Source organism: Paenibacillus cellulosilyticus (assembly GCF_003182255.1).
Classification (GTDB): Bacteria; Bacillota; Bacilli; order Paenibacillales; family Paenibacillaceae; genus Paenibacillus_T; species Paenibacillus_T cellulosilyticus.
Genome location: NZ_QGTQ01000010.1, coordinates 1 through 23,322 on the forward strand (window position 1 = coordinate 1; position 23,322 = coordinate 23,322).

14 protein-coding genes are annotated in these 23,322 nt (G+C 45.7%); 12 read left to right on the top strand and 2 right to left on the bottom strand.

Annotated elements, in window-relative coordinates; genetic code table 11:
* The first annotated feature begins 209 nt into the window (after positions 1–209).
* From DFQ01_RS14485 to DFQ01_RS14505, 5 genes are all read left to right on the top strand, one after another.
* Positions 210–953, top strand: a complete 744-nt coding sequence (locus DFQ01_RS14485; protein ID WP_110044616.1) for an NAD-dependent deacylase — start codon at positions 210–212, stop codon at positions 951–953.
* Between the two features lie 233 nt (positions 954–1,186).
* Positions 1,187–1,582 carry a Uma2 family endonuclease gene (locus DFQ01_RS14490; RefSeq protein WP_245946695.1) on the top strand — a complete coding sequence of 132 codons (396 nt, stop codon included), beginning with the start codon at positions 1,187–1,189 and terminating at the stop codon, positions 1,580–1,582.
* Positions 1,583–1,772: 190 nt separating this feature from the next.
* Entirely contained in the window at positions 1,773–3,071 is a 1,299-nt protein-coding gene (locus DFQ01_RS14495; RefSeq protein ID WP_110044618.1) for an NCS2 family permease, read from the top strand.
* 650 nt (positions 3,072–3,721) lie between these two features.
* Positions 3,722–4,762, top strand: a complete 1,041-nt coding sequence (locus tag DFQ01_RS14500) for a LacI family DNA-binding transcriptional regulator (RefSeq protein WP_110044619.1) — start codon at positions 3,722–3,724, stop codon at positions 4,760–4,762.
* A gap of 102 nt (positions 4,763–4,864) precedes the next feature.
* Positions 4,865–6,826: a glycoside hydrolase family 127 protein gene (locus tag DFQ01_RS14505; protein ID WP_110044620.1), complete on the top strand. Its 1,962-nt coding sequence runs from the start codon at positions 4,865–4,867 to the stop codon at positions 6,824–6,826.
* A gap of 74 nt (positions 6,827–6,900) precedes the next feature.
* Here DFQ01_RS14505 and DFQ01_RS14510 read toward each other — a convergent pair whose 3' ends face one another.
* Complete coding sequence (locus DFQ01_RS14510) at positions 6,901–8,280, bottom strand: response regulator (RefSeq protein WP_110044621.1); 1,380 nt, start codon at positions 8,278–8,280, stop codon at positions 6,901–6,903.
* Positions 8,281–8,284: 4 nt separating this feature from the next.
* Positions 8,285–9,988 (bottom strand): sensor histidine kinase, encoded by a 1,704-nt coding sequence (locus DFQ01_RS14515; RefSeq protein ID WP_110044622.1) that lies wholly within the window; start codon positions 9,986–9,988, stop codon positions 8,285–8,287.
* A gap of 166 nt (positions 9,989–10,154) precedes the next feature.
* Here DFQ01_RS14515 and DFQ01_RS14520 point away from each other — a divergent pair, with 166 nt between their 5' ends.
* The 7 genes from DFQ01_RS14520 (at position 10,155) to DFQ01_RS14555 (ending at position 22,837) form a co-directional block, all read left to right on the top strand.
* Positions 10,155–11,174 carry an ABC transporter permease gene (locus DFQ01_RS14520; RefSeq protein ID WP_110044747.1) on the top strand — a complete coding sequence of 340 codons (1,020 nt, stop codon included), beginning with the start codon at positions 10,155–10,157 and terminating at the stop codon, positions 11,172–11,174.
* 13 nt (positions 11,175–11,187) lie between these two features.
* The gene (locus tag DFQ01_RS14525; protein WP_110044623.1) at positions 11,188–12,057 is read left to right on the top strand and encodes a carbohydrate ABC transporter permease; all 870 of its coding nucleotides are present in this window, start codon (positions 11,188–11,190) and stop codon (positions 12,055–12,057) included.
* 31 nt (positions 12,058–12,088) lie between these two features.
* Complete coding sequence (locus DFQ01_RS14530) at positions 12,089–13,801, top strand: type 2 periplasmic-binding domain-containing protein (RefSeq protein WP_110044624.1); 1,713 nt, start codon at positions 12,089–12,091, stop codon at positions 13,799–13,801.
* A 584-nt stretch (positions 13,802–14,385) separates the two neighbouring features.
* Positions 14,386–14,706 (top strand): hypothetical protein, encoded by a 321-nt coding sequence (locus DFQ01_RS14540; RefSeq protein WP_146216873.1) that lies wholly within the window; start codon positions 14,386–14,388, stop codon positions 14,704–14,706.
* Between the two features lie 447 nt (positions 14,707–15,153).
* Entirely contained in the window at positions 15,154–16,686 is a 1,533-nt protein-coding gene (locus DFQ01_RS14545) for an RCC1 domain-containing protein (RefSeq protein WP_110044627.1), read from the top strand.
* A gap of 250 nt (positions 16,687–16,936) precedes the next feature.
* Entirely contained in the window at positions 16,937–22,555 is a 5,619-nt protein-coding gene (locus DFQ01_RS14550) for an RHS repeat-associated core domain-containing protein (protein WP_110044628.1), read from the top strand.
* Positions 22,556–22,837, top strand: a complete 282-nt coding sequence (locus DFQ01_RS14555) for a hypothetical protein (RefSeq protein ID WP_110044629.1) — start codon at positions 22,556–22,558, stop codon at positions 22,835–22,837.
* Positions 22,838–23,322: the final 485 nt, after the last annotated feature.

Here is a 23,322-nt window from a genome sequence, read left to right on the forward strand (position 1 = left end):
ACGATCTTACCCATTCAGAGCAATCCGGTGACAACAGCGATCGTAAGAACATTCGCTCTGCGCAGCTGCTCTTGCAGTTCATTGAAACACAAGGGCCGTCCCAAAGTCTAATGACTTTTGGGACAGCCCCTTCATCTTCAGGATGCAGTGAAACGCATCCATTATTTTGATAGAATAATCATATCAACGACCTATAGTGGTGATTAAAGATGAGCGAATTAGCGAAGCTGATTGAAGTGTCGCAGTCGACAGTGATTTTCTCGGGTGCGGGAATGTCGACGGAGAGCGGGCTGATGGATTTTCGGTCGGCAGACCGGGGGATGTGGAACAATCGCAATCCGATCGAGCTTGCGGATATTGAAGCGATTGGCACGAACCGTGACGAATTCATTCGATTCTATAAGTGGCGCGTCCAGGAGATGAACAATCACCAGCCGAATGAGGGGCACCATATGCTAGCGGATTGGGAACGTCGGGGACTGATCAACGGCATCATCACGCAAAATGTAGAAAACTACCATGACCTCGCTGGCACACGCAGAATCGCTAAGCTGCACGGGGATCTGGGCACCATGCGCTGTATGAATTGTAATGAGCAGTATTCTTCACAAATCTATCTGCCGTCGCATGAGACGACCAGTTGCAGCAGCTGCGGCGGATTTATCCGCCCTAATGTGGTGTTGTTCGGCGAAATGTTATCCCAGACCTCGCTGCAGTTCGCAGCTCAGCTTATGCGAGAAGCAGACCTGTTCATCGTGCTTGGCTCCTCGCTGTCCGTAAGTCCAGCTAACCAATTTCCCATGCAGGCGAAGGCGAACGGTGCGAAGCTCGTCATCGTTAACTATGAGCCGACGGCAACGGATCGCTACGCCGATCTCGTCATCCATGAGTCAATCGGAGCGACACTGCGTGAGGCGGATGCAGCGTTGGGTGGACTGAGCCGATTGGGTTAATCGAGAATGTGGTAAAATGATAGGAAATAATGGACGGTTAGAAGGGGCAGGGCTATGGTGTCAAAACCGGAGGAGAGAAAGACTCACACCTATCAAGATTGGCTAACTTGGGACGGGTCATGGGAGTTGATTAACGGTAAAGCATACAACATGTTACCCGCCCCGAATTCGTTACACCAGTTCATCGTTGGAGAACTTCATTTTTCGTTACGTACTTTTTTTCAAAATCGCAGCTGCTTCGTTTTCGTGGCTCCTTTCGATGTGTTTTTAGTGAAAGCGGTCAGTATGACTCGCCTGATCATATCACGCAGCCGGATTTATCGGTTGTATGCAGTAAGAACCAAATGGCAAAGAACGGCTGTCAGGGCGCCCCGACCATCATTATTGAGGTTTTGTCTCCAGCGACTGCTTTGAAGGACTTTAATGAGAAATTTAATTTATATCAGAAGTATGGCGTACAGGAGTATTGGATCGTAGACCCGGGCAATCGGACTGTTCATGTGTACACACTGGAGAATGGTGTTTATCAAGTTCGTAATCTGTTTACGGAACTTGATCATATTCAGTCCATTGTATTCCATGATCTGCAAATACCTGTGAGCAAGATGTTTGGTTTGGAACAACAATGAAACCTGCGGAAGCTAGGAATCGGATCTTACAAAGATCCGTTTTTTTATTTTCACAAAGAAGATATCTCACAGTAAAGCGGGAAGTACCACACTTTCGCTCATGACTATTTCTTCCTCCCTTGGGACATTGTAAGGAAAAGACAAACTTAACTTACATTGCGAATGTTCTTATTCATGGAGGCGATGATAGATGGAACGCTGGTTCAAGCTGCAGGAACGCGGGACGACGGTGTCGACAGAGCTCCTGGCAGGGGTGACGACATTCCTGACGATGGTTTACATCGTCATTGTGAATCCCGGTATTCTAAGCGAGTCGGGCATGGATTTCCACGGTGTGTTCGTCGCCACGGTGCTGGCGAGTATATTGGCGACTCTCATTATGGGAATCTTCGCGAACTATCCGATTGCAATCGCACCAGGGATGGGGCTGAACGCTTATTTTGCCTACAGCGTCGTTGTGGGTGAAGGTGTGTCGTGGCAGACTGCGCTTGGTGCCGTGTTTGTCGCAGGCGTTCTGTTCATTGCGCTCTCGCTCACCTCGTTCCGCTACATGCTGCTGGATGCGATCCCTGTTGGCTTGAAGCATGCGATTACGGCGGGGATTGGCTTGTTCATTACATTCATCGGTTTGCAAAAAGCAAGCATCGTCGTCGCTTCGCCCTCCACGCTGCTAACACTTGGTTCGTTGTCGGAGCCGATGACCTATTTGACGCTGATCGGCGTGACGATCGCATTGATCTTAATGTCCTATGGCGTGCGTGGATTTCTATTCATTGGCATGCTCATCACAGCTGTTCTGGCATGGATCATGGGGCTGATCGAGCTGCCGGATAAGCTCGTCTCGCTGCCTTCGGGATTAAACGCGACGGCGTTCCAATTGGACATTGGAACGGTATTTTCAGAAGGGATGTACGGGGTTGTCTTTACATTCTTGTTAATTACATTGTTCGATACGACCGGCACGATGTTGGGGGTGGCCGAACAAGCGGGATTGATGAAGGATAACAAATTTCCTCGTTCGCGAGGGGCTTTGCTAGCTGATGCGGTAGGGACGACAGGTGGTGCTCTGCTTGGAACGAGCCCAACCTCGGCGTATATCGAATCAAGCGCAGGCGTTGCAGTGGGTGGGCGAACGGGTCTTACTGCTGTATTCGTGAGTATTTTGCTCGCATTGACATTGTTCTTCTCGCCAGTTGTGGCAGTACTTGCCAACATTCCGGCCATTACGGCTCCGGCGTTGATCATCGTCGGATTTCTCATGATTAACGTGCTGCGCCAGATTGAATGGACCGACATCGAAGAGGCGTTCCCGGCTTTTCTAATCGTCGTACTAATGCCGCTTACGTACAGCATCGCAACGGGGATTGGCATAGGCTTCATTGCCTACCCGCTTATTAAGGTGCTCAGAGGGAAGTACCGGGAGGTTCATCCGATTCTGTATCTGTTCGCCGTATTGTTTGTGATTCAGATCGTGTTCTTGGGGGAGTAGAGAACGGAATATGGTTCCGAACGCCGTTAGTTCCTTGGGTTAATCCTGCAGATGTGCAGGATTAACCCCCTTCCAAGCCGTGCCTCGGCTGAATACCTGCGAAAGTGCAGGTATTCAGCCCGAATGAATAACCTATTGCTCCTATCGAGTGAGAAAGATGCACGATTGCAGCAATCGGGGATTCATCGGCTGGGAACCGTTCGTAAACTGCACTTTTGCAGCAATCGCCTAGCCAGAAGCCCAGCAGCGTGCGAGATTCGCATCCGATGCCAGGGCTTTTCCCTTCGTTCAGCATCTAAAAAGAGGAGCACATCACACGCAAGCCACGGCATCGCTTATACACAATTAAATCTAATCGTTTAGAAAAATGCGATTCTATTCTTGTTCCCGATCTAATGGATAGAGCGCGGGATAGTTACCGGTTTATTCCCTCATTATCATGCTGCTCGTTTGGACAGCATTGTTCGGACAGCTATATTTTTATAGAAGGAATAGCTCCGATAGGCATTAAAGGCTAGCAAGAATGACGGTAAGCCGAATGGATCGAGTACTGTCGTCAGGAATAAGTTATGCGCTTTCACTTGTACGGCCAAAGGGGACGTGATATAACAGACATAAGAGAATTAAACGATTAGAAAGGGTGGACGGTGGTGAACAAAGTAGGGATCAAAGAAATCGCGGCCAAAGCTAACGTATCTACGGCCACCGTGTCTTATGTGCTTAACGGTACTCGCAATGTTCGGCCGAAGACGAGAGAACGGGTAGTCAAGGTTATTGAAGAACTGAACTATCGGCCCAATGATATTGCGAAGAGCCTGAAGAGCAGGCGTACGAACACGATCGGCGTTATTGCGGAGGACGTGACCGTATTCAACGTACCGGAGATTATCGACGGGATTAACGAATTTGCGGATAAGCATGACCTGCATATCATTTTGACGAACTTGCGTTTGCACCGGCGGGTAGGTCATAACTATTCGAACGTGGATGCTTATCGCAAATATGCGGAGAGCGCGGTATCGGATCTGCTGTCCAAGCAAGTCGAAGGAATCATCTATATTGGCGTTCATCCGCGCGATGTTACAGGCTTGATCAATACATACGGCAAGCCAATTGTATACACGTACTGCTATACGGATCAAAATGTTTCAATCCAATATAACGATGAGCAGGCTTCCTTCGATGCAATGCAATATCTAGTGAAGCAAGGCCATAAGCGTATTGCGATCATTAGCGGATTGATGGATTCAACGCCTTCACGGCTGCGATTCAATGGTTACTACAAAGCCGTTACCGAGTTTCAACTGCCGTTCAACCCTCAATATATAAAGATTGGTGACTGGGGACTTGATTCGGGTTACCGATTGACCAAAGAACTGCTGACGCTGTCTGAGCCGCCAACTGCTGTACTCGTTATGAACGACGTCATGGCTGTAGGCACGCTTCGAGCAGCTGACGAGTGCGGATGCCAGATTCCACGCGATTTGTCCGTCGTCGGATTCGATAATCGTGAATTCAGTGACTACCTCAATCCTCGTATTACAACGATGGACCTGCCTCTTCATGAGATGGGGTATTCTTCAATGAGCATGCTTACTGGATTAATCAATGAAAAAGAAGTGAAGCAGGAAGAACAGCCGCTGTGCAGGCTGCTGGAACGAGAATCGGTCGCTCCTCCTCGGCAGGAGTAGCGCTTTTCTCTCGCTCATTTACTTAAACGTTTAGATGAAGAATTGGGCTTAATTGTATTCCTGTAACTGGCGTTGGAATTCATACCTTTAAGGAGTCTGATCATGGCGACTAGTCAAACGAAGTTCATACCGCTGCGCAACATTAGAATCGAGGATCGATTCTGGTCAGAATATGTTCGTCTTGTACGAGAGGTTGTTGTGCCCTACCAATGGCGGGCGTTGAATGATGAGGTGCCTGAGGCAGAGCCAAGTCACGCGGTGCACAATTTCAAGATCGCAGCCGGCCAATTGTCCGGCAATTTCGAGGGCATGGTGTTCCAAGACAGCGATGTGGCCAAATGGCTGGAAGCCGCCGCTTATTTGCTAGAGACGAAGCCGGACCCTGAGCTCGAGAGCCTGGCTGATGGCATGATCGACATTATTGCATTGGCCCAGCAGCCGGATGGCTACTTGAACACCTATTTCACGATCAAAGAGCCCGGCCAGCGCTGGACGAATCTTGCAGAGTGCCATGAGCTGTATTGCGCAGGACATATGATTGAAGCGGCGGTCGCTTATGACCGGGCGACCGGCAAGCGCAAGCTGCTCGACATCGTATGCCGCTTCGCGGATCATATCGATTCCGTATTTGGTCCGGAACCGGAGAAGCTGAAGGGCTATGACGGGCATCAAGAAATCGAGCTGGCGCTTGTGAAGCTCTATCGCGCGACAGGCGAAGAGCGGTATTTGAAGCTGAGTGAATTTTTCCTGAACCAGCGCGGCACTCGTCCTCACTTCTATGAGCAGGAATGGGAGAAGCGCGGTGGGACCGTTCATTTCAAGGAGCTGCGGATGTCGCATGACTATCCATACAGCCAAGCGCATCTTCCGGTACGCGAGCAGCAGACAGCGGAAGGCCATTCCGTGCGAGCGGTTTATATGCTGACGGGGATGGCGGATGTAGCGGCATTAACCGGCGACACGAGGCTGCTGGAAGCATGCAAGACACTATGGGGCAATATCGTGAGCCGTCGCATGTACATTACAGGAGCGATCGGTTCCCAGTCCTACGGCGAATCGTTCACCTCGGACTATGATCTGCCAGGCGATACGGTCTATGCGGAAACCTGTGCCTCGATCGGCCTTATCTTCTTCGCCCATCGGATGTTGTCCATAGAGCCGAAGAGCGAATATGCCGACGTGATGGAGCGGGCGCTGTACAACACCGTCGTAAGTGGAATGTCGCAGGACGGCAAGCATTTCTTCTATGTGAATCCGCTGGAGGTTAATCCAGGTGCTGTCCACAACAATGCGATCTATCATCATATCAAAACGCAGCGTCAAGGCTGGTTCGGCTGTGCCTGCTGTCCGCCGAACATCGCCCGTCTGCTTGCCTCGCTTGGCAGCTATATTTATACGTTCCGTGACCGTACGGTCTACACGCAGCTTTATATCGGCGGTCACGCCGAGTGGGAGCTTGATGGCAGCAGCATCACCTTAGAACAGCAGTCCGATTACGCTTGGGAAGGCAAAGTTCAGTTCCGAATCACAGCAGCTAAGCCAACCGCATTCACAATGGCACTGCGTGTGCCGGATTGGACGGACAGCGTATCGATCACGCTTAATGGAATGCCATATGCGGCGTTTATCGGCGATAACGGGTACATCGAGATTAACCGTGTATGGTCGACGAACGACCGTATTGAGCTGGAATTTGGAATGCCGATTCATCGGATGAAGGGTCATCCGCTTGTGCGTCATACGGCAGGCCGGATCGCACTTCAGCGCGGCCCGTTCGTCTATTGCTTGGAGGAAGCGGATAATGGCGCGAGCCTGCATCAGCTCTACATCCCAAGAGACAGCGAGCTTCAGGCGCAGTCGAGCAAGGATTTGCTAGGCGGTGTTCACGTCATTACGACGGAGGCTGTTCGCGGAGATACGTCCGATGCTTGGCAGGATGGCGCTTTGTATCGTAAAGATGCGGAGTGGAGGCCGACGCCGGTGACCGCCACATTCATCCCTTATTATGCTTGGGCGAATCGCGGCGAAGGCGAAATGACCGTCTGGGTCAAGGAATTATTGTAATTGCTTCAGCGATAATAGTCCCATCTCTTATGCATCGGTTGCTTAAGGGATGGGACTTATTCTCTGATCCCATGTTACGAACCATCCGCAATGTGCATCCGGCGGTACTGATAAGGCGTAATGCCGTACTCCTCTTTGAACAGTTTAATGAAATGCTGCGATTTCTTGTATCCTACCATCTGAGAGATGTCGACAATGTGGAGCGCAGACTCCTGCAGCAGCTGGGCAGCCTTCTTCATTCGTTGTGCGAGCAGGAAGCTGGATAAGTTCTCGTCGGTCTCCTGTTTATAGTATTTGGACAAATAGACGGGGTGTAGATGCACCAGACTGGCGATCTCCTCCAGATTGAGCGGTTTATCCAAATGGTCAAGGATATAGGCTTGTATGACGGTAACGATGTCCTGGCCGGACTGCCGGGCAGGCCGCTCTAGCTGGGAAACGGCGGCAAGTATGTCAGAAAAGATCGCCTCCGTCGCTTCCAACGGATGAAACAACCAGCAAGCGGCTTGATCGGCAGCCAACTTCGGGTATATCGCGTAGAGACGGCTGACCAGTTCAATGAGAAAGAGAAGCTGTCGACTTCGGGATTGGCAGCTTAGAAACAGCTTCTGCATGGACTTCTTATTCGACTCCCATTCGTCCGGTTTCAAGACCCAATCTTTCTGTAGGTTGCGCATGAAGATGGAGTCCGTCAGGCTAATCTTCTCCCTGTAATAGAATCGCATATATTCGCTGCGAGCCGAATTCCTCTCCTGGAGAAGGAAAGGACCCGACATCAGAAGCGTGTCGTTCTTCACCGAGAGCGATTGCGCATAGGATTGAGGCAGCAGCGCCACCATTCGTGCACACATGCCATCGACGACCCAAACCAGTTGGTTCAAGGGACCAGAAGTGTCGCGAAGCAAGCTTTGCATCGATTCAGAAGACGGCTGTATAGCTTGAACAAAGACGAATGACTCCGATGACAAGGATTGCGGGACAGCGGCAAGCCGATCCTGCAGCTGATGGTTGTCCGCGAGAACGGCGAGCAGGAAGCCCGCACCATCCAGCTCTGACGGCTCGGTGACAGCTGTTGGCCGATCCTTCTTAACCGCCTGCACGGCTCTAACAATCGTTTTCTCCATTTCATTCTTATCCACCGGCTTCAGCAAATAATCGGCAGCGCCATAACGAATGGCGCTTTGGGTATATTCGAAATCGGAATAGCCGGACAAAAATATTACCTTGCACGACGACTGGCGTTCGTGAAGCCATTTCAATAGATCGACCCCGGATATCTCAGGCATTCGAATGTCTGTTAGCAGAATATCGACCTGCGCGCTCGCCAGAATTCGCTTCGCCTCCTGCGGATTCGTAGTGGTTTGGACGTGCTCAATTCCGATCTTTCTCCAATCCAGTAAGTGCTTCAAATATTCAACAATGTATTGCCCATCATCTACGATTAACAATCGCATCGGTTTAGACCTCGCTTTGGGTGAGTTGGATGTGTGCGGTAACGGTCAAGCCTCCCCAATCATTGGGGGAAAAGCGTAGTCCGCTTGCCTTGCCATATTCGTTCTTGAGCCGCTGATTAACATTCCATAGCCCGATTCCCCGCGATTCGGCAGGCGCATGCTCGGACTCAATCCGGCGCAGCAGCCGTTCGATCTCCTCCGAATTCATTCCTTTCCCATCGTCACGGATTACAATCTGCACTTCCTCTTCACGCTGTCGTACTTCAATGGCTACTTGGTGAGCGCCCTGACGCCCTTCAATCCCGTGCTGAATGGCGTTCTCGACCATCGGCTGAATGATCAGCGGGATAATCGGGAGCGTCTCGAACGTCTCGGGGAGCTGAATGTCATATTCCAGCTCCTTGCATAGCGACATGATAATCAAGTAATGCTTAGCAAGCTCCAGCTCTGAACCGAAGGTGACCTCTCGCGAGTCCAGCTTCGTATTGTAGCGGTAGTATTCCGCCAAGTGCTTGCTCATCTGCTCCACAGAATCGGGAGAAGTGCGAGCTGCCGACATAATGAAGAACAAGCTGTTATATAGAAAATGCGGATTGATTTGCGCTTGCAGCTGCTTGAACTCCGCCGTCTTGCGAAGCTCGGTTTCGAGCTTGAGCGAGGAGAACAAGCTCTGAATCTGGGTCACCATATGGTTGAAGCTGCGGAACAACCGATCGAATTCCTTGTTCACGCCTTCCCTGATCCGCGTGCCGTAATTGCCCTGCTCCACCTGGGAGAACTTCTTGTCTAGCAAGTATACGCTGCGGTAGAAGTTTCGATAGAACGTGAAGATGACGACCAGGCCGATGAGAAAGATGATAGCGATGCCAGTGAAGAATACCTGCCTTGTACGATTAAGCGGGACAAGAAAATCGCTGACTCTCGTATAGGTCACCATATAGGTGTCAATCTCCGGCGAATACTTGGACAAAATATAATAATCGCCGTTCTTGCTGTGATAGTCGAATTTCATAATGGTTTGATTGTTAGCTTCAACGGTGCGTTTAACTTCCTCTACAATAGACGCTTCAACCGTTGTGCCATTGGTCAGCAAGTTCTCTCCAATGAGATAGAATGCATTGGAGCTTTTACTGTTCACCGCTTTGTTCAATAAATCGGTCAACGCTTGCGTCTTCAGCTTAATCCCGACTACATATTGGATGTCGGACGGCTTGAAGGAAGGCTTCATGATCGAAGAGACCGAGAAATAATAAAGCCCTCCATCGATCACTTGCCAGCCTTGGGAAGTCGCGTCCATCAGGAGCTTCTCTATATTCGAATCATGGCCTGTGGTAATAAAATCGCCATCCGTCTTCCAATAGATGTTGAGCGAGTCGATCGACTGGCTGAACAGAACCGATTCCATCATCCGATCATGAATGTCGTTCTTGTTCATCTGGACATCGTAATTGTCCAATACCTTCTTGTCGTGATCATACAAGCGGACCCGGTTGTCTACCGTATACTGCATGCCCGCTTGGCTCGATTCCGCTACGACGCTGTCGAGAATGCTGTCCGCGTAGTCCAGCTGATTCATCGATGATTGTATGAGATTGTCTTCCAAAGTGCGGGAGCTTATGGCGTTCAACCAATAGAATAGGCTGAGCGTAAGCAGCAGGAAGAGAACAAAGAAATAAATGAACCGCTTCATCGTCATCCACTTGAACATAGGCTTGCTCCTGTCTGCATAAGGTCTGATCCTTCGATGTAGTAAAGTCGTTCATCTATCATAAATCATATCCTCCCATAGAAGAAGCAGATGAAGCGCATAAAAATGAAAGCGCTCTAAAGAGGTTAACGGCGTGGTTATGATGTTAATTTCGAGGCATATCGAGATGAAAGCGCTTTTGGTAGCATTGCATTATACATCAGGTTGCACACACAACTGGGAAGAGGGGGAAACGAAAATCGCTACTTTAAACTTACAGAAGGGTATCCCGAGGACAAAGAAAACCACCTGGAAAAAAGAGACGAAAAAAAACTGGCCGCTGTATCTGCTCTGCCTTCCGGCGATCGTTCTGGTCATCATTTTCTCGTATGCGCCGATGGTCGGGGTTGTCATTGCTTTTCAAGATTATAAGCCATGGCTGGGCATGCTTCATTCGAATTGGATCGGGCTCGACAATTTCGCTCGGATATTCCAATATGAAGAGTCCAAGCAGGCGATCGTCAACACGCTTGTTATCGCTGTCATCAAGATTGTTGTCGGCATTGTCGTTCCCGTCATCATGGCGATCCTGCTCAATGAGATTCGTTTCATGGGGCTGAAGAGAGGTATTCAGACCTTAGTCTATCTGCCGCATTTCTTATCCTGGGTTACGATCGCTGGCATTATGATTGATATTCTCAGCTTGGACGGGGGAATTAATGCCTTATTGCATCGTGTGTTCGGAATGGAGCCCATTTATTTCTTAGGCGATCCCGCTTACTTCCGGGCGACTGTCATCATCAGCGACCTGTGGAAAAATTTCGGCTTCAGTATGATCGTCTACCTGGCTACCATCGTCAGTATCGATCCTTCCTATTACGAAGCAGCGGAGATAGATGGGGCAACGCGCTTTCAGCAAACCCGATTTGTAACGCTGCCTAGCATGATGCCAATGATTATTGTTATTTCGACGCTTGCTCTAGGTGGCATTCTCGATGCTGGGTTTGATCAAATTTTCAACTTGTACAACCCGCTTGTCTACAGCACCGGCGACATCATAGACACGTATGTTTATCGCTCCTCCTTACTGAGCGGCCAATACGGCTTCGGTACCGCAGTCGGATTGTTCAAATCGGGAATCAGCTTGATCCTGATTGTCATCTCGTACCGCATCGCCTACAAAGTGGCTGGCTACAAAATCTTCTAAGGAGGGACCAACGGTGTACCACAAGACATTAGGCTACAAATGCTTCTCAGTCGTTAACCATTTCTTGCTGATCGTGATCGCGCTGTCCTGCTTCCTGCCATTGCTGCATTTGCTGGCGCAATCGTTCAGCAGCAAGGCTGCTGTCAACGGCGATTTAGTCTTATTCTGGCCGGTTGAATTCAACTGGGATGCTTATGTGAAGACATTCCGCAATTCGAACTTCACCGGCTCCATGTGGATATCGGTCGTGCGAACGGTTGGCGGCACCCTGCTGAGCATGTTCGTGATCACAACGGCGGGATATGCGCTATCCAAAGAGTTTCGCGGACGGACGGCGCTGATGTGGTTTTTTGTCTTCACGATGCTGTTCTCTGGCGGCTTGATTCCGTCCTACATTTTAATTTCCAGTCTGGGATTAAAAGATACATTATGGGCACTTGTGCTTCCAGGGGCGTTCGGGGCTTATAATCTCATTCTGATTATGAACTTCTTCAAAACGATACCTAAGGCGCTTGAGGAGGCCGCCTTCATAGATGGGGCGTCTTTCTTCCAGACCTTCGTTAGGGTGTACCTGCCGCTCTCGCTGCCGGGACTGGCTACAGTTGGACTATTCATTATGGTAGGTCACTGGAACTCCTGGTTTGACGGCATCTTATATATGTCCGACACTAGCAGATACCCGCTGGCTTCATTCCTACAGACCGTCGTTGTCCAGAATTCGGCGCAAGGCATGGCACTTAGCGCATCCGAAGCTGCTGCGCTGTCCGAGCAGAGCATCAAGGCGGCGCAAATTTTCATCAGCACCTTGCCGATCATTCTCGTTTATCCGTTCTTGCAGCGTTATTTTGTCAAAGGCATCGTTCTTGGCGCTGTCAAGGAGTAAGTTATTTTCATAAAAAAAGGGGTAGAAGACAATGAAAAAAGTAAAGGTTATGCTTTCCGTTCTTTCTTCAGCAGTCCTTATGACGGGCGTGTTGGCTGGCTGCAGTTCTAGCGAGAAGGGGTCGGACGGAGCGTCGGGAACCTCGCCTAGCGGCTCTTCGTCAGAAGCGACGCTGAAAGACGGCAAATACGATCCGCCGATCACCATTACAATTGCCAAGCAGCAGGATGAGAACGCCGGCAACTATTTGCCTGGCGAAAGCCTAAACGATAACGTCCTGACTCGTTGGGGAGCGAACAATCTCGGCATCCAAATCAATACGACGCTGGTTGGCGGAGATGCCGGCACTTATAATACGAAGCTGCGGCTTGCGCTTACGACTGCGGAGAAATTGCCGGATGTCGTGCCGGTCTATGACACGTCGCTGGTCAATGACCTTGTCCAATCCGGAGCGGTACGTGATATTACCGAGGACATCAAGAAGTATATGCCCGACCGTCTGAAGGAGATTTATTCTCAATATCCAACGACGTTCAATCCGGTCGTGAAGGACGGCAAGATCTATGGCATGGCCATCGCCCCGAACCTGGTGGAAGGCGAAGTTATGCTGATTCGTCAAGACTGGCTGGACAAGCTGAATCTGAAGGCGCCTACGACGATCGATGAATTCGAGAAGGTTATTGCCGCGTTCACGAATGAAGATCCAGACGGCAATGGCAAGAAGGATACGTACGGATTCACGTTCTCGGGCAAAGACGGCTACAATACAGGCTGGGTCAGCGATCCGATCATGATTTTCAGCGCCTTCACGGGCAAGAACCTTCCTGGTGCCTGGAATAACGACAACGGCCAATTGACGTACGGCTCCGTGGCGCCTGGCAATAAGGATGCGCTGGCTAAACTGCACGATTGGTACACCAAGGGATACCTGAATAAAGATCTAGCGGTTAAAGGCGCTTGGGATGCGATCGCCGACTTTACGGAGGGCAAAGCCGGCATCATCATCGGCCGACCTTGGCTCTATGGAAGCGTTAAGGATCTCGAGAAGAACGTTCCAGGCGCGAAAATAGCCGCCGCTCCGACGATCAATGGCACGAGCGGTGACCGGACGTACCAAACGGCGCAGCTCAACGACGGCGTATTCATGTTCAACAAAAATTTCAATAACATGGAAGCCTTCTTCTTGTACTATGACAAGCTTTACGATGCTGCCTTCGGGACGGGCGACTTCCAATACGGGTATGCACAGGGCTATGATTACGATATCGTCGACGGGCAAGTGACGTATGATTCAACCAAATTCAATAAACCGCTGGCAACGATTCAAGGCGTAGGCAAGATGTCCTTCACCAAGAATACGCCTTCTGTGGATGGCCCGGGCAAATCGTTCTATGATTTGGCGAACGGCGCGGAGCCTAATACCGGCGTACTGATCCATTCAAATGCACTTGATCCAACCATGAAAGACGGCTACCTGATTTCGTATAACAATCGGGATTCCCTGCTTCCATCAGCGTTCAACGGACCGCCTACGAAGACGATGCAGACGAACTGGGAGCAGCTGTATACGATGGAGAAGGAAACGTTCACCAAGATCATTTATGGCAAGGAGTCCATTGATTCCTTCGATGACTTCGTCAAGCAGTGGAATGACAAGGGCGGAACGCAAATTACGCAAGAGGTCAACGATTGGTATGCCAATGCAAGCAAAGTGGACTTCATGAGCGCCATGGGGTTGAAGTAAAAAGGTTGATGGGAGCCGGTGTATATCCTACACTGGCTTTTTTTCTGCGACTGACCAATTGACTATCAAGATTTTTTAATAACCTCTGTCGAAGTTTTACCTACTCACTTTCGATGGAGGTTATTCTATGCTATTGCCTAAAAATCGAATCACGCCAAAGGAGAAAATTTACTTCAGACCAGAGTTTGAGCACTGCCTCCATTGTGGTGAAAGCTCAAGAGAAGTCATACAGCCTGGAAAAAGAACATCTCGACCCTTCATGAGGTTATCCAAGTATGGAGCATGGATTATGCATGCCCTAATTCAGATTGCAACTATCAAGATACCTACTACAAATCTTGAAAAGTGGAATCGCTTGTGATGTAACACACCTCTTACGGTTTCGACGTGTTGGCGCTTGTGGGTCAGCTCCGTTTTAAATACAACATGACAATTGCAGAACTTACAAACGGAGGAATTGCTACATCTGAACGTAATTCTCAGCGACTATACGAGGAGTATTGACGTTGTTGCGTTCAAGCGTCACTGATCACGTGAAAGATGAACTTAAGCAGGTTGTAGATACACATGGAGGTATAATCTCCATGGACGGAGTTCAACCCGAAAAAGGTGACGAAACCTTGTATGTTGTCCGGGAGGTATTCAGCGGCACTATTTTAGTTGCTAAAAGTGTAAAGAGCAGCTGGAACGAATACATCGTTCGTTCCGGAGAGTTTGTCGTGTTCGTGGATGATGCTCTTCGCCAACAAAACCTGCTCAAAAGACTTCAGGACGGTAGTTACGATACCTTCCGGAAAGAACGTGAAAGATGGTCTAAACGATTGGAAGAACCAACGAAACGTAGCCGCTTCAGACGTGACCACAGAAATACCTTCATGAAGAATAACAGAGGCATTGTTCGTTAATTGGTCAGTCGTAGTTTTAAAAGCAAACGGTTGTCCGCCGAGGCGTCGCCCTATACGGAAGCTCATTCCATCCTTCCGTCGGCGCATCCTGCCCCTTCTTTCCTTCTTTTCCGTTCTTTTCGCCGCCTGATCGAATTGCATCTATCACCTACAGTACCTGTAAAGGCCCCTTGATCATGCGGCTGCCTTGGCGCACGTACTTAGCCATCAAAGCTCTATGATAACCTCCTTGCAAGCGATTAGGTCAATCTCGCTGTTTTCTGCTGCCGTATGTGTTTTCTTTAACATTTGCTATTACCCATACGGATTTTGATTTTAATAAGTGTGTAAAAGGTTGTTTACAAATTACATTTAACTACATTTTACGACAAAAATAGAAGTGGTTGTAAGTGTAATAAAAAGGTAAAATTGGAATGTTGTTAAAATAAACCGAGGAGATGAAGTGAAATGTATTTTCAAAGAATCAATTTTGTTTTCTGTTTAGTTCTAATTATTCTTGTTTCTTCAATTCCTGTTTTTAATGGAGAAGTATACGCATCTAGTCAGGGAAATCTAAATCTTCCAAGTATTTATCCATCCAAAGGATATGCTACACATGTTCTTTACAATGACCGTGTCTTTGGATGGGGGGAAAATGTCTTTGGCGTAATAGGTAATGGAGAGAATACTGATCGAATTACACCAACACTAATTTCCGGACTATCAGAGGTTAAACAAATAGCAGGTGGGTACGATTATACCCTGTTTTTAATGAATAATGGGACAGTTAAATCTACTGGATGGAATTCTTATGGTGCAGCAGGATATGGGGATACAATTCACCGTAGCACACCTATTACTATACCAGGATTAACAGGAGTTAAACAAATTGCAACAGGAGAAATAAGCTCTTATGCATTATTAGAAAATGGAACAGTAATGGCATGGGGATGGAATGGCTATGGCCAATTAGGATTGGGGGATTATGTAGATAAAGGAACTCCTACTTTAATACCCAATCTAAGTAATGTGAAACAAATAATAGCTGGTTACTACCATGTATTTGCGATCTTAAATGACGGAACTATAAAAGCATGGGGATATAACGGAAATGGAGGCTTAGGGCTGGGTGATAACATTGATAGAAATACACCAACAACTCTTAATTTAAGTAATGTACAACAGATTAGTGCAGGACATGATGTCTCGTTTGCCATCTTAAATGACGGTACAGTAAAAGCATGGGGATATAATGAATATGGCCAGCTAGGATTAGGAAATACAACCGATTATTATATTCCAACTAATGTACCTGATCTATACGGAGCAGTTCAAATCGAAGCAGCATATGATTACACGCTTGTTTTGATGTTGAATGGGGAGATTAGAGCTATGGGATACAATTTTTACGGATCATTAGGTCTAGGGGATAGAGTTGATCGATTAATTCCGACAGTAATTCCAGGGCTTACAACTGTGGTTCATATAGCAGTTAGTCAAATCGGCTCCTATGCAGTACAACAAGATGGTAAGATCTTCGCATGGGGATATAACGAATATGGGGATCTTGGTCTAGGGGATTTTATTAATCGGAATGTTCCTACAAATTTGCAACTACCATCTGAAACTGCAACTTATATTTACGATTCCGCTAATAGACTATCTCGAATCACATCTTCTACAGGGGTTGTTATTAATTTCACCTATGATCTAAATGGGAATTTAATAAATGTACAAAAAGTAGAAGCCTCTCAATCTGTCATCTCTAGCCAACAACTACTCATGAGTTTAAATGAAAGTTCAAGCGAAATAGAAACCCGAAATAGAAAATTAGAACTGAGAACAAGACATCAAACAATAACTATGACCGATCTAATTACTGACATGACTAGTACAAATGACGAAATTGAAAAATTAGAAGATCAACAGAGCAATATAACATATCCAAACAATAATGAGACTAGTGAAGTCCTCGCAACTTTTGCCCGTTTTTTTCAATGAAATCAATGAAATCATTGGTCCCCACTCGATGTAGCAGTGAAGCATACTTATGAAACTTGATCAATGCAAGATATCGCTGACTTCTTATGAATCCGCTTTCAATTTCGAATGCGAATAGTAAATAATAGTGGATTGATGAAATTACATCGTATCCAGTCAATATCAGGAGTAGCTTAAGGTCACACTGAAGAGAAAGATTACTAGAAGTCTAAATCCAAGTGTATAAAATTGATAACTGGAGGAACTTCACTTGAGAAAAATCACTAATATCTTAATAATCTTTTCTTTATTATTTACATTAACTTATGAGCCTATCCTAGCTGAAAATAATGTAACTTCCAATGATGGAACAGATCTAAATACAATAATGGAACCCGAAAATATAATCCTCGATCAAACTCCTCAAACTGCAACTTTAAGTGAAGAGGAACAGGCCATTGCTACTTATATGGAGCAGATGAATAGCGTTCAACAAGCTAATCAGTCCCTCGCAGAACAAGAAGGTAAACTTACAATATCTCAAATTATTGATGAATTCGGTGTAACAGAATCATCGATTCAAAATAAATTGGACACGGGGAAGACTCTGTCACAGATATACGTTGCTCTCGTAGATGAAAACGAGAGTTTCAGTAAGGAACAATCCTCCTTAAGTCGTTTGAATCCTGTGATGGAGCTACAAACGATAGAAATTCCGGAATCTACGAATCCTGTAACCTCGGATTATGGTGACAATGTAGACCTAACGCTGGTTAATCTATTTTCACAGGTATCTATGGAATCGAGTGAGAGCATGATGCAGCAGACTACTAAACAAGCAGCCGCAAGTGTGGTTCCAGAGCCTGAGATACGGCAAGTTACGCCTAAGATAAATGAGGCTCCGTATCAAACATCCCTACATGACGATACGATCTCATTTCTATCAGGCTCGTTATCAACCTCAGAAACAGATTTAACTCTTCCTGGTCGGAATGGATTGGGCTTTGCTCTAACTAGAACCTATAATTCAAGCGGATCGCAGTTCTATGACACAGGTGCATCATATACTTATGCAAGTTACACGGTTAGCTATGCTACGCGAGTACAAACAGATACGGTAGGCTACAGCGTATCTTATACCTATGATAAATATTTACAAACGATTCTTTGCAGTACAGGTAACGTTCTTTCAACTACTGGTTCTGGTCAGAGCTATACGACATCAGCGACTTTTTCCACGTACAATGCTGCTATTTCGGCATCAGTTCCATCTATAGCCTCGGATACTGTCCATTCATGTGGTGAGATAGGAACAGATAAGAAATATATCTATACTTATTCATTTCGAAGTAAATCGTCCCCTTCTGAGTACATCACAGATTCTTCTTCGGTGGGCTCATCAGGGACAGCAGGGCCTTATTACTACTATTCGGACGCACAAGTAGTGCAGAGTACGATAAATAGTAATGCGAATACGCTTCTCTCCTCAATTAAGAACGGAAGCGATAATCAAGTTCAATATTATATTAGGACATACACGTCAAGTTCACCAAATGCTCAAATCAAACAAAGTGGTTCTAACTCAAGCAGAAATACAGTGTACACTCCTGATGACGAGAACCGTTACCCAATCGGTAAAGGCTGGAGTTGGAATATTCCATATGTTGCAACATATGGTGGAAAACAGTATGTTAATCTGGGGGAGTCTGGATCATATGAAATCAGTGGTACATATCTGAAAGGATATCCGTGGAAAGACCTACAATTCGTAAGTAATACTTCTGTACAAGTCAATAACATACAATCACAGTATGCGCTCCAGCGTATCGACGGTACAAAGATGTTTTTCGCTAGTGATGGAAAACTACTACAGATCTCGGATGCATATAACAATACAGTTACATTCAAATACGTATCCGTAAGTCCATATGGCCAAGTGTTAACGACTATAACCGATGCAATCGGGAATATGATTCAAATTAGTTATACGACCACTAAAGTAACACTAACCAGTGGACTGAAGACCGTTGTTTATAACAAAATTTCACAGAACGGAAAAGAAATGTTGACTAGTGTTGTTAACCCCTTGGGCCAATCAACAAGCTATACCTATGATATCGCGAGTGCGAAATTTAATAACCTGGGAACAACACCGATTACAGATAATCCTTATGCATTATTGAAGAGCATTTCGCATCCTACAGGTGCAAGAACTGTATTCCATTACGAAACAGAACCTATCACACGATTCGTTGCTACCAATAAAGTAAATCAGGTCTATCGTTTACATGATCGAAGTGAAGAATTGACAGAGGGGGGTCAGAAGACCACTTACAATGAAGCATTTGTAACTTATCCGCAAGATATGGGTGCAACATATACTACTACAGGTATGTCTATCTCTTCGAACCTGTTTACTACGGATACTATGACAAATTACACATTCAGGAAAGTTTTCCCAAACGAAGACGTCGCACCACAATATTATCTTACTAATGTAGATGTAACCGGCGTTCAACAATCGAACTTGAGTCATAAGACAATCTATACGTATGACGAGGTGAAAGGTAATCCAAATCCAATTAATACGGAGTCTTACACGGAAGAACAAACCTCAACTACAACGACGACTCAAACACCACACCTGATCACATCTACTACCTATGACGATTATGGTAATTTACTAACATCTATCGATGAAAGAAAGAATAAAATAACCAATGTCTATAATTCTTCTACGCATCTCTTGGATAACTCAACCCTATCCTCGGCAACTAACGGGAGTACCAACCTATTTACATCACTTACACGTAATGGATTAGGTTCTGTTACAAAAGTAGAAGTTCGAGATAATCCCAATAGCAGCCTCTTGAGAAAGCAGGAGTATGGGTACGATATTTACGGAAATACCATAAGTATTATTAGGGAAAATGGCGAGAATGATCAAATTACCACAATAAATTATGATAACACGACCCATGCTTTCCCAATACAAATGTCATCAAATTATACCGATATGGATGGGACAATAACATCCCGTGCGATTAGTGCAACTTACGATAACTTAACGGGTAATTTGTTGACTTACATCGACGCTAACCAAAATACAACAACATATACTTACGATGCATTAAACCGTATTAAGACAGTTAAAAATCCAGATTTAACTCTTAAACAGTATACGTACGATGATATAAATAATGAGTTGACTACAACTGATGAGTTAGGCAAAAAAACAAAGAGCAAGTGGAATGCACTTGGTTGGTTTATTGAACAGGATCAATATGAGGCAGGACAATACACAAAGAAAAGCATGACAAGCTATAATTTGAATGGCAGTATGCTCTGGGCAGAAGATGCGTTAGCAAATCGGGTAACGTATGCTTATGATGACTGGGGTAGGGTAATTAAAGTAACCCAGCCTAATCAAGGAATAGTCAGTACAACATATAACGATATGGCTAGAGAAGTGGTATCCACAGATGCGGAAGGAAATCAATCCAAGACTAAAACAAACATCTATGGTCAAACAATAACTACCGCGGAAAAACGTGGGGTATCTGGCAACTTTACTATAGTATCACAGCAAACCTACGATCAACAAGGAAGGCTGAAGACAGTAGGAGATGCACTAAATTATAGCAATATAACATACTCTTATGACTCTCTTGGGCAACTATTAACAGTTACTCAAGCGTATGCTGAGGGAGCAAATTATTCTTATAAATATGACATGCTAGGTAACCAGACGGTTGCTAAGGATCCAACTAGTACGACAACCATGGAATATGATGAACTGGGCCAATTGGTAAAACAAGTGGATCAGAATGGCATGATCACGAAGTATGGTTATGACAAGAACGGAAATCTGACCAAGAAGATTGATCGTAACCAAAACACGCTATACTATCAATATAACTCACGTAATTGGTTAGTTAGCAAGAGCGTGGCCGGCGAGCCGGTTATCGGATATACGTACAATGCTGATGGAACTCGTGCAAATATGACTGAAGCCACAGATACAACGAGCTATTCTTACAACTCGGATACTGGTGAAGTTACTTCTATCACATATCCCGATGGAAAAATATTGAAAATGAATAGCTATGATGCAAATGGCAGACTGACACAGATGATAGATCCAGCAAATAAAATAATTGATTACAGCTATTCACAGGATGGCTTATATCAGGTAAAAGTAAATAATCAATTAAAAGCATCTTATGATTACTACAAGAATGGATTGACAAAGACAACCATTCTTGGTAATGGTATCACTACTATCAGAACTTACGACGGCCTATACTTATCTGATGTTGTCGATAAGAAGACTAGTAACGGTCTCATACTAAATTCTTATCATTATCAAACAGACAATAGAGGTAATATCGATCAAACGATTATCAACCTTAATGCGAGCGGAAATGGTCAATCTGTGACTTCAGATTTCACCTATGATTCTCAAAACCGAATTACGACGGCCTCTCCCAATAATGAGGTGTATAATTATGACTCAAGAGGAAATCGGCAAACCTTAAAGTCTGATCAATTAGTCCTGCCCACCAGTGCGAGAAATTCTTATGATGCATGGAATAGATTGAAGAGTGTTACGACAACTGATGGACATCAAGTGAAGTATACTTATAATGGTGACGATCTGTTAGTAAGTCGAACGGAGAATGGTATCACTACCAGGTACTATTATCTCGGATCTGATATTATTGCTGAAGGAACTGTAGCAGCTGATGGTTCAGTAACAATAACTAGTAGCTTCATTCGTGGTAATGGCTTGATCTCAAAGATAGACACTTCGACCAACATGGAGGGGTATTACCTCTTTAATGGTCATGGTGATGTTATGGAAATGCGGGATACTACTGGACTTCTTATTAATGCCTACGATTATGATATCTGGGGCAATCCAGTAGCATCTATCGAACAAGTATCGTATCCAGTCGGTACAATGACTAATCCATTCCGCTATTCAGGGGAATTCTGGGACGAGTCTGCGGACTTGCAGTATCTTCGGGCGCGCTGGTATGCTCCAAGCCTTGGACGGTTTATTAATGAGGATACGTATCAGGGCGATATTACGAATCCGCTTAGTCAGAACCTTTACACTTATGTGCATAATAATCCGTTGATTTATTCAGACCCTTCAGGGCATTGGTGTACATCTTCAGACGGTAAATGGGCTCATTCGGGTGCATGTAGCGATCCTACTTCAATATATAGTGACGACATGTTACATGATGGTGGGCAGATGAGGTTTGATGGATATGAGCCAGCTGGGGCGATCTATCAGTATCCAATCGAACTAAGGTATGCAAGGTGGTACGCCGGTGATGCATCCGCATATGAAGGGGCATCTGAAAGTGACAAACAGCAATTAATAAGAATGGCTAAGAGTGATTGGACTTGGGGCGAGGCCTTTACATGGTTTTCTGCAGGTGTATTGACAGGTTTCTCTCTAGCATTTCCAAGTGCAGGATTAGCATCATTAGAGGTTGCATCAACAGGAACGTTTACTTACAATGCTGCAACAGTTTCTGGTGGGGCCTCAGTTTTCGTAACAATATTAAAGGGAGCTAAAACACCTGGGGCTGTACCAGCACTAAATAAGCTAGCTCAATCGGCACTAGAAAAAGGCAACACCTATATTACTGGCATAATAAGAAGTGATGGAACTATTGAAGCTCACCTGAATGTTGGTGGGTTAACGACTTCTCATAAAGCGTTGGGATTAGCTGCGGATGATGTTGGATTTAATATGTCTTATTACGATGGGCGATGGAATATCACTGGTTCTGGATTTGCAGGTGCGAACAATTGGCCTGCCCCGAGTCCAGCGCAGATTGATATGCTTAAAACACTCTTTGGGGTGAACTAATTGAAAAAATATATTATTAAGAAGTATGGTGTGTTTTGTCCAATATGTTCGCATGAGTTGAATTGGTATGCTGGTATGTCAAGTAAAACCAATATGTTCAAATGCCTTTATTGTAAAAAATATTATTTGAAAGAAGAGGATAATGATCTTACTGAAGCAGAAGATCGTGCAATCGGTATAAATAATATACTTCAGTACAATGACGAACATAATGAATATCAAGGCACTCCTTCCAGCACCTTTTTTGCTCCAAATTGGCTTAGAAAGTATCTAAAGAACTAGCTGGAAATTACATTTTAAAAATGGCTGATAGTAAAAGAAGATCTCAGTTTCAGCAACTGAATCATAACCTCTCCTTGCCACTTGCGAGTGTAACTACTCCATGTGGCTTTTCTTACATTCGGCAGGTGTCAGATTGGTACGGACCCAATTCATGATTGAATGTCACTTTTAATTCTGAATTTCTCTATGATCATCGGATAACTCCACAGTTCTTTTAAGCGGAGTCTCACCGCTTCCTTCTGCTGGTGGGAGGTAACAGGGTGTTTTAACAATGTCTACTATAAGGGGTACAATTCGCTGATAAGATGCAGGCTTTTTTTGCAATTCATTTTCCGACAAAACATTTGTTCGCACACTGCCATCTGCCAGAAAGTTGGGCTACAATAGGAAGTAGAGTTGTTGATAGAATAGTTTAATTGGCTGAGCGGACAATTAGCAGCTTGGTTGTTAGGTTTAGAGATTGCTTCAAGCGCTCGACTACTACT

Coding starts and splice junctions, on each gene's coding strand:
- DFQ01_RS14485 (WP_110044616.1), top strand. CDS start 210: ATGAGCGAATTAGCGAAGCTGATTGAAGTGTCGCAGTCGACAGTGATT.
- DFQ01_RS14495 (WP_110044618.1), top strand. CDS start 1,773: ATGGAACGCTGGTTCAAGCTGCAGGAACGCGGGACGACGGTGTCGACA.
- DFQ01_RS14505 (WP_110044620.1), top strand. CDS start 4,865: ATGGCGACTAGTCAAACGAAGTTCATACCGCTGCGCAACATTAGAATC.
- DFQ01_RS14510 (WP_110044621.1), bottom strand. CDS start 8,280: ATGCGATTGTTAATCGTAGATGATGGGCAATACATTGTTGAATATTTG.
- DFQ01_RS14515 (WP_110044622.1), bottom strand. CDS start 9,988: ATGTTCAAGTGGATGACGATGAAGCGGTTCATTTATTTCTTTGTTCTC.
- DFQ01_RS14520 (WP_110044747.1), top strand. CDS start 10,155: ATGAAAGCGCTTTTGGTAGCATTGCATTATACATCAGGTTGCACACAC.
- DFQ01_RS14530 (WP_110044624.1), top strand. CDS start 12,089: ATGAAAAAAGTAAAGGTTATGCTTTCCGTTCTTTCTTCAGCAGTCCTT.
- DFQ01_RS14540 (WP_146216873.1), top strand. CDS start 14,386: ATGGACGGAGTTCAACCCGAAAAAGGTGACGAAACCTTGTATGTTGTC.
- DFQ01_RS14545 (WP_110044627.1), top strand. CDS start 15,154: ATGTATTTTCAAAGAATCAATTTTGTTTTCTGTTTAGTTCTAATTATT.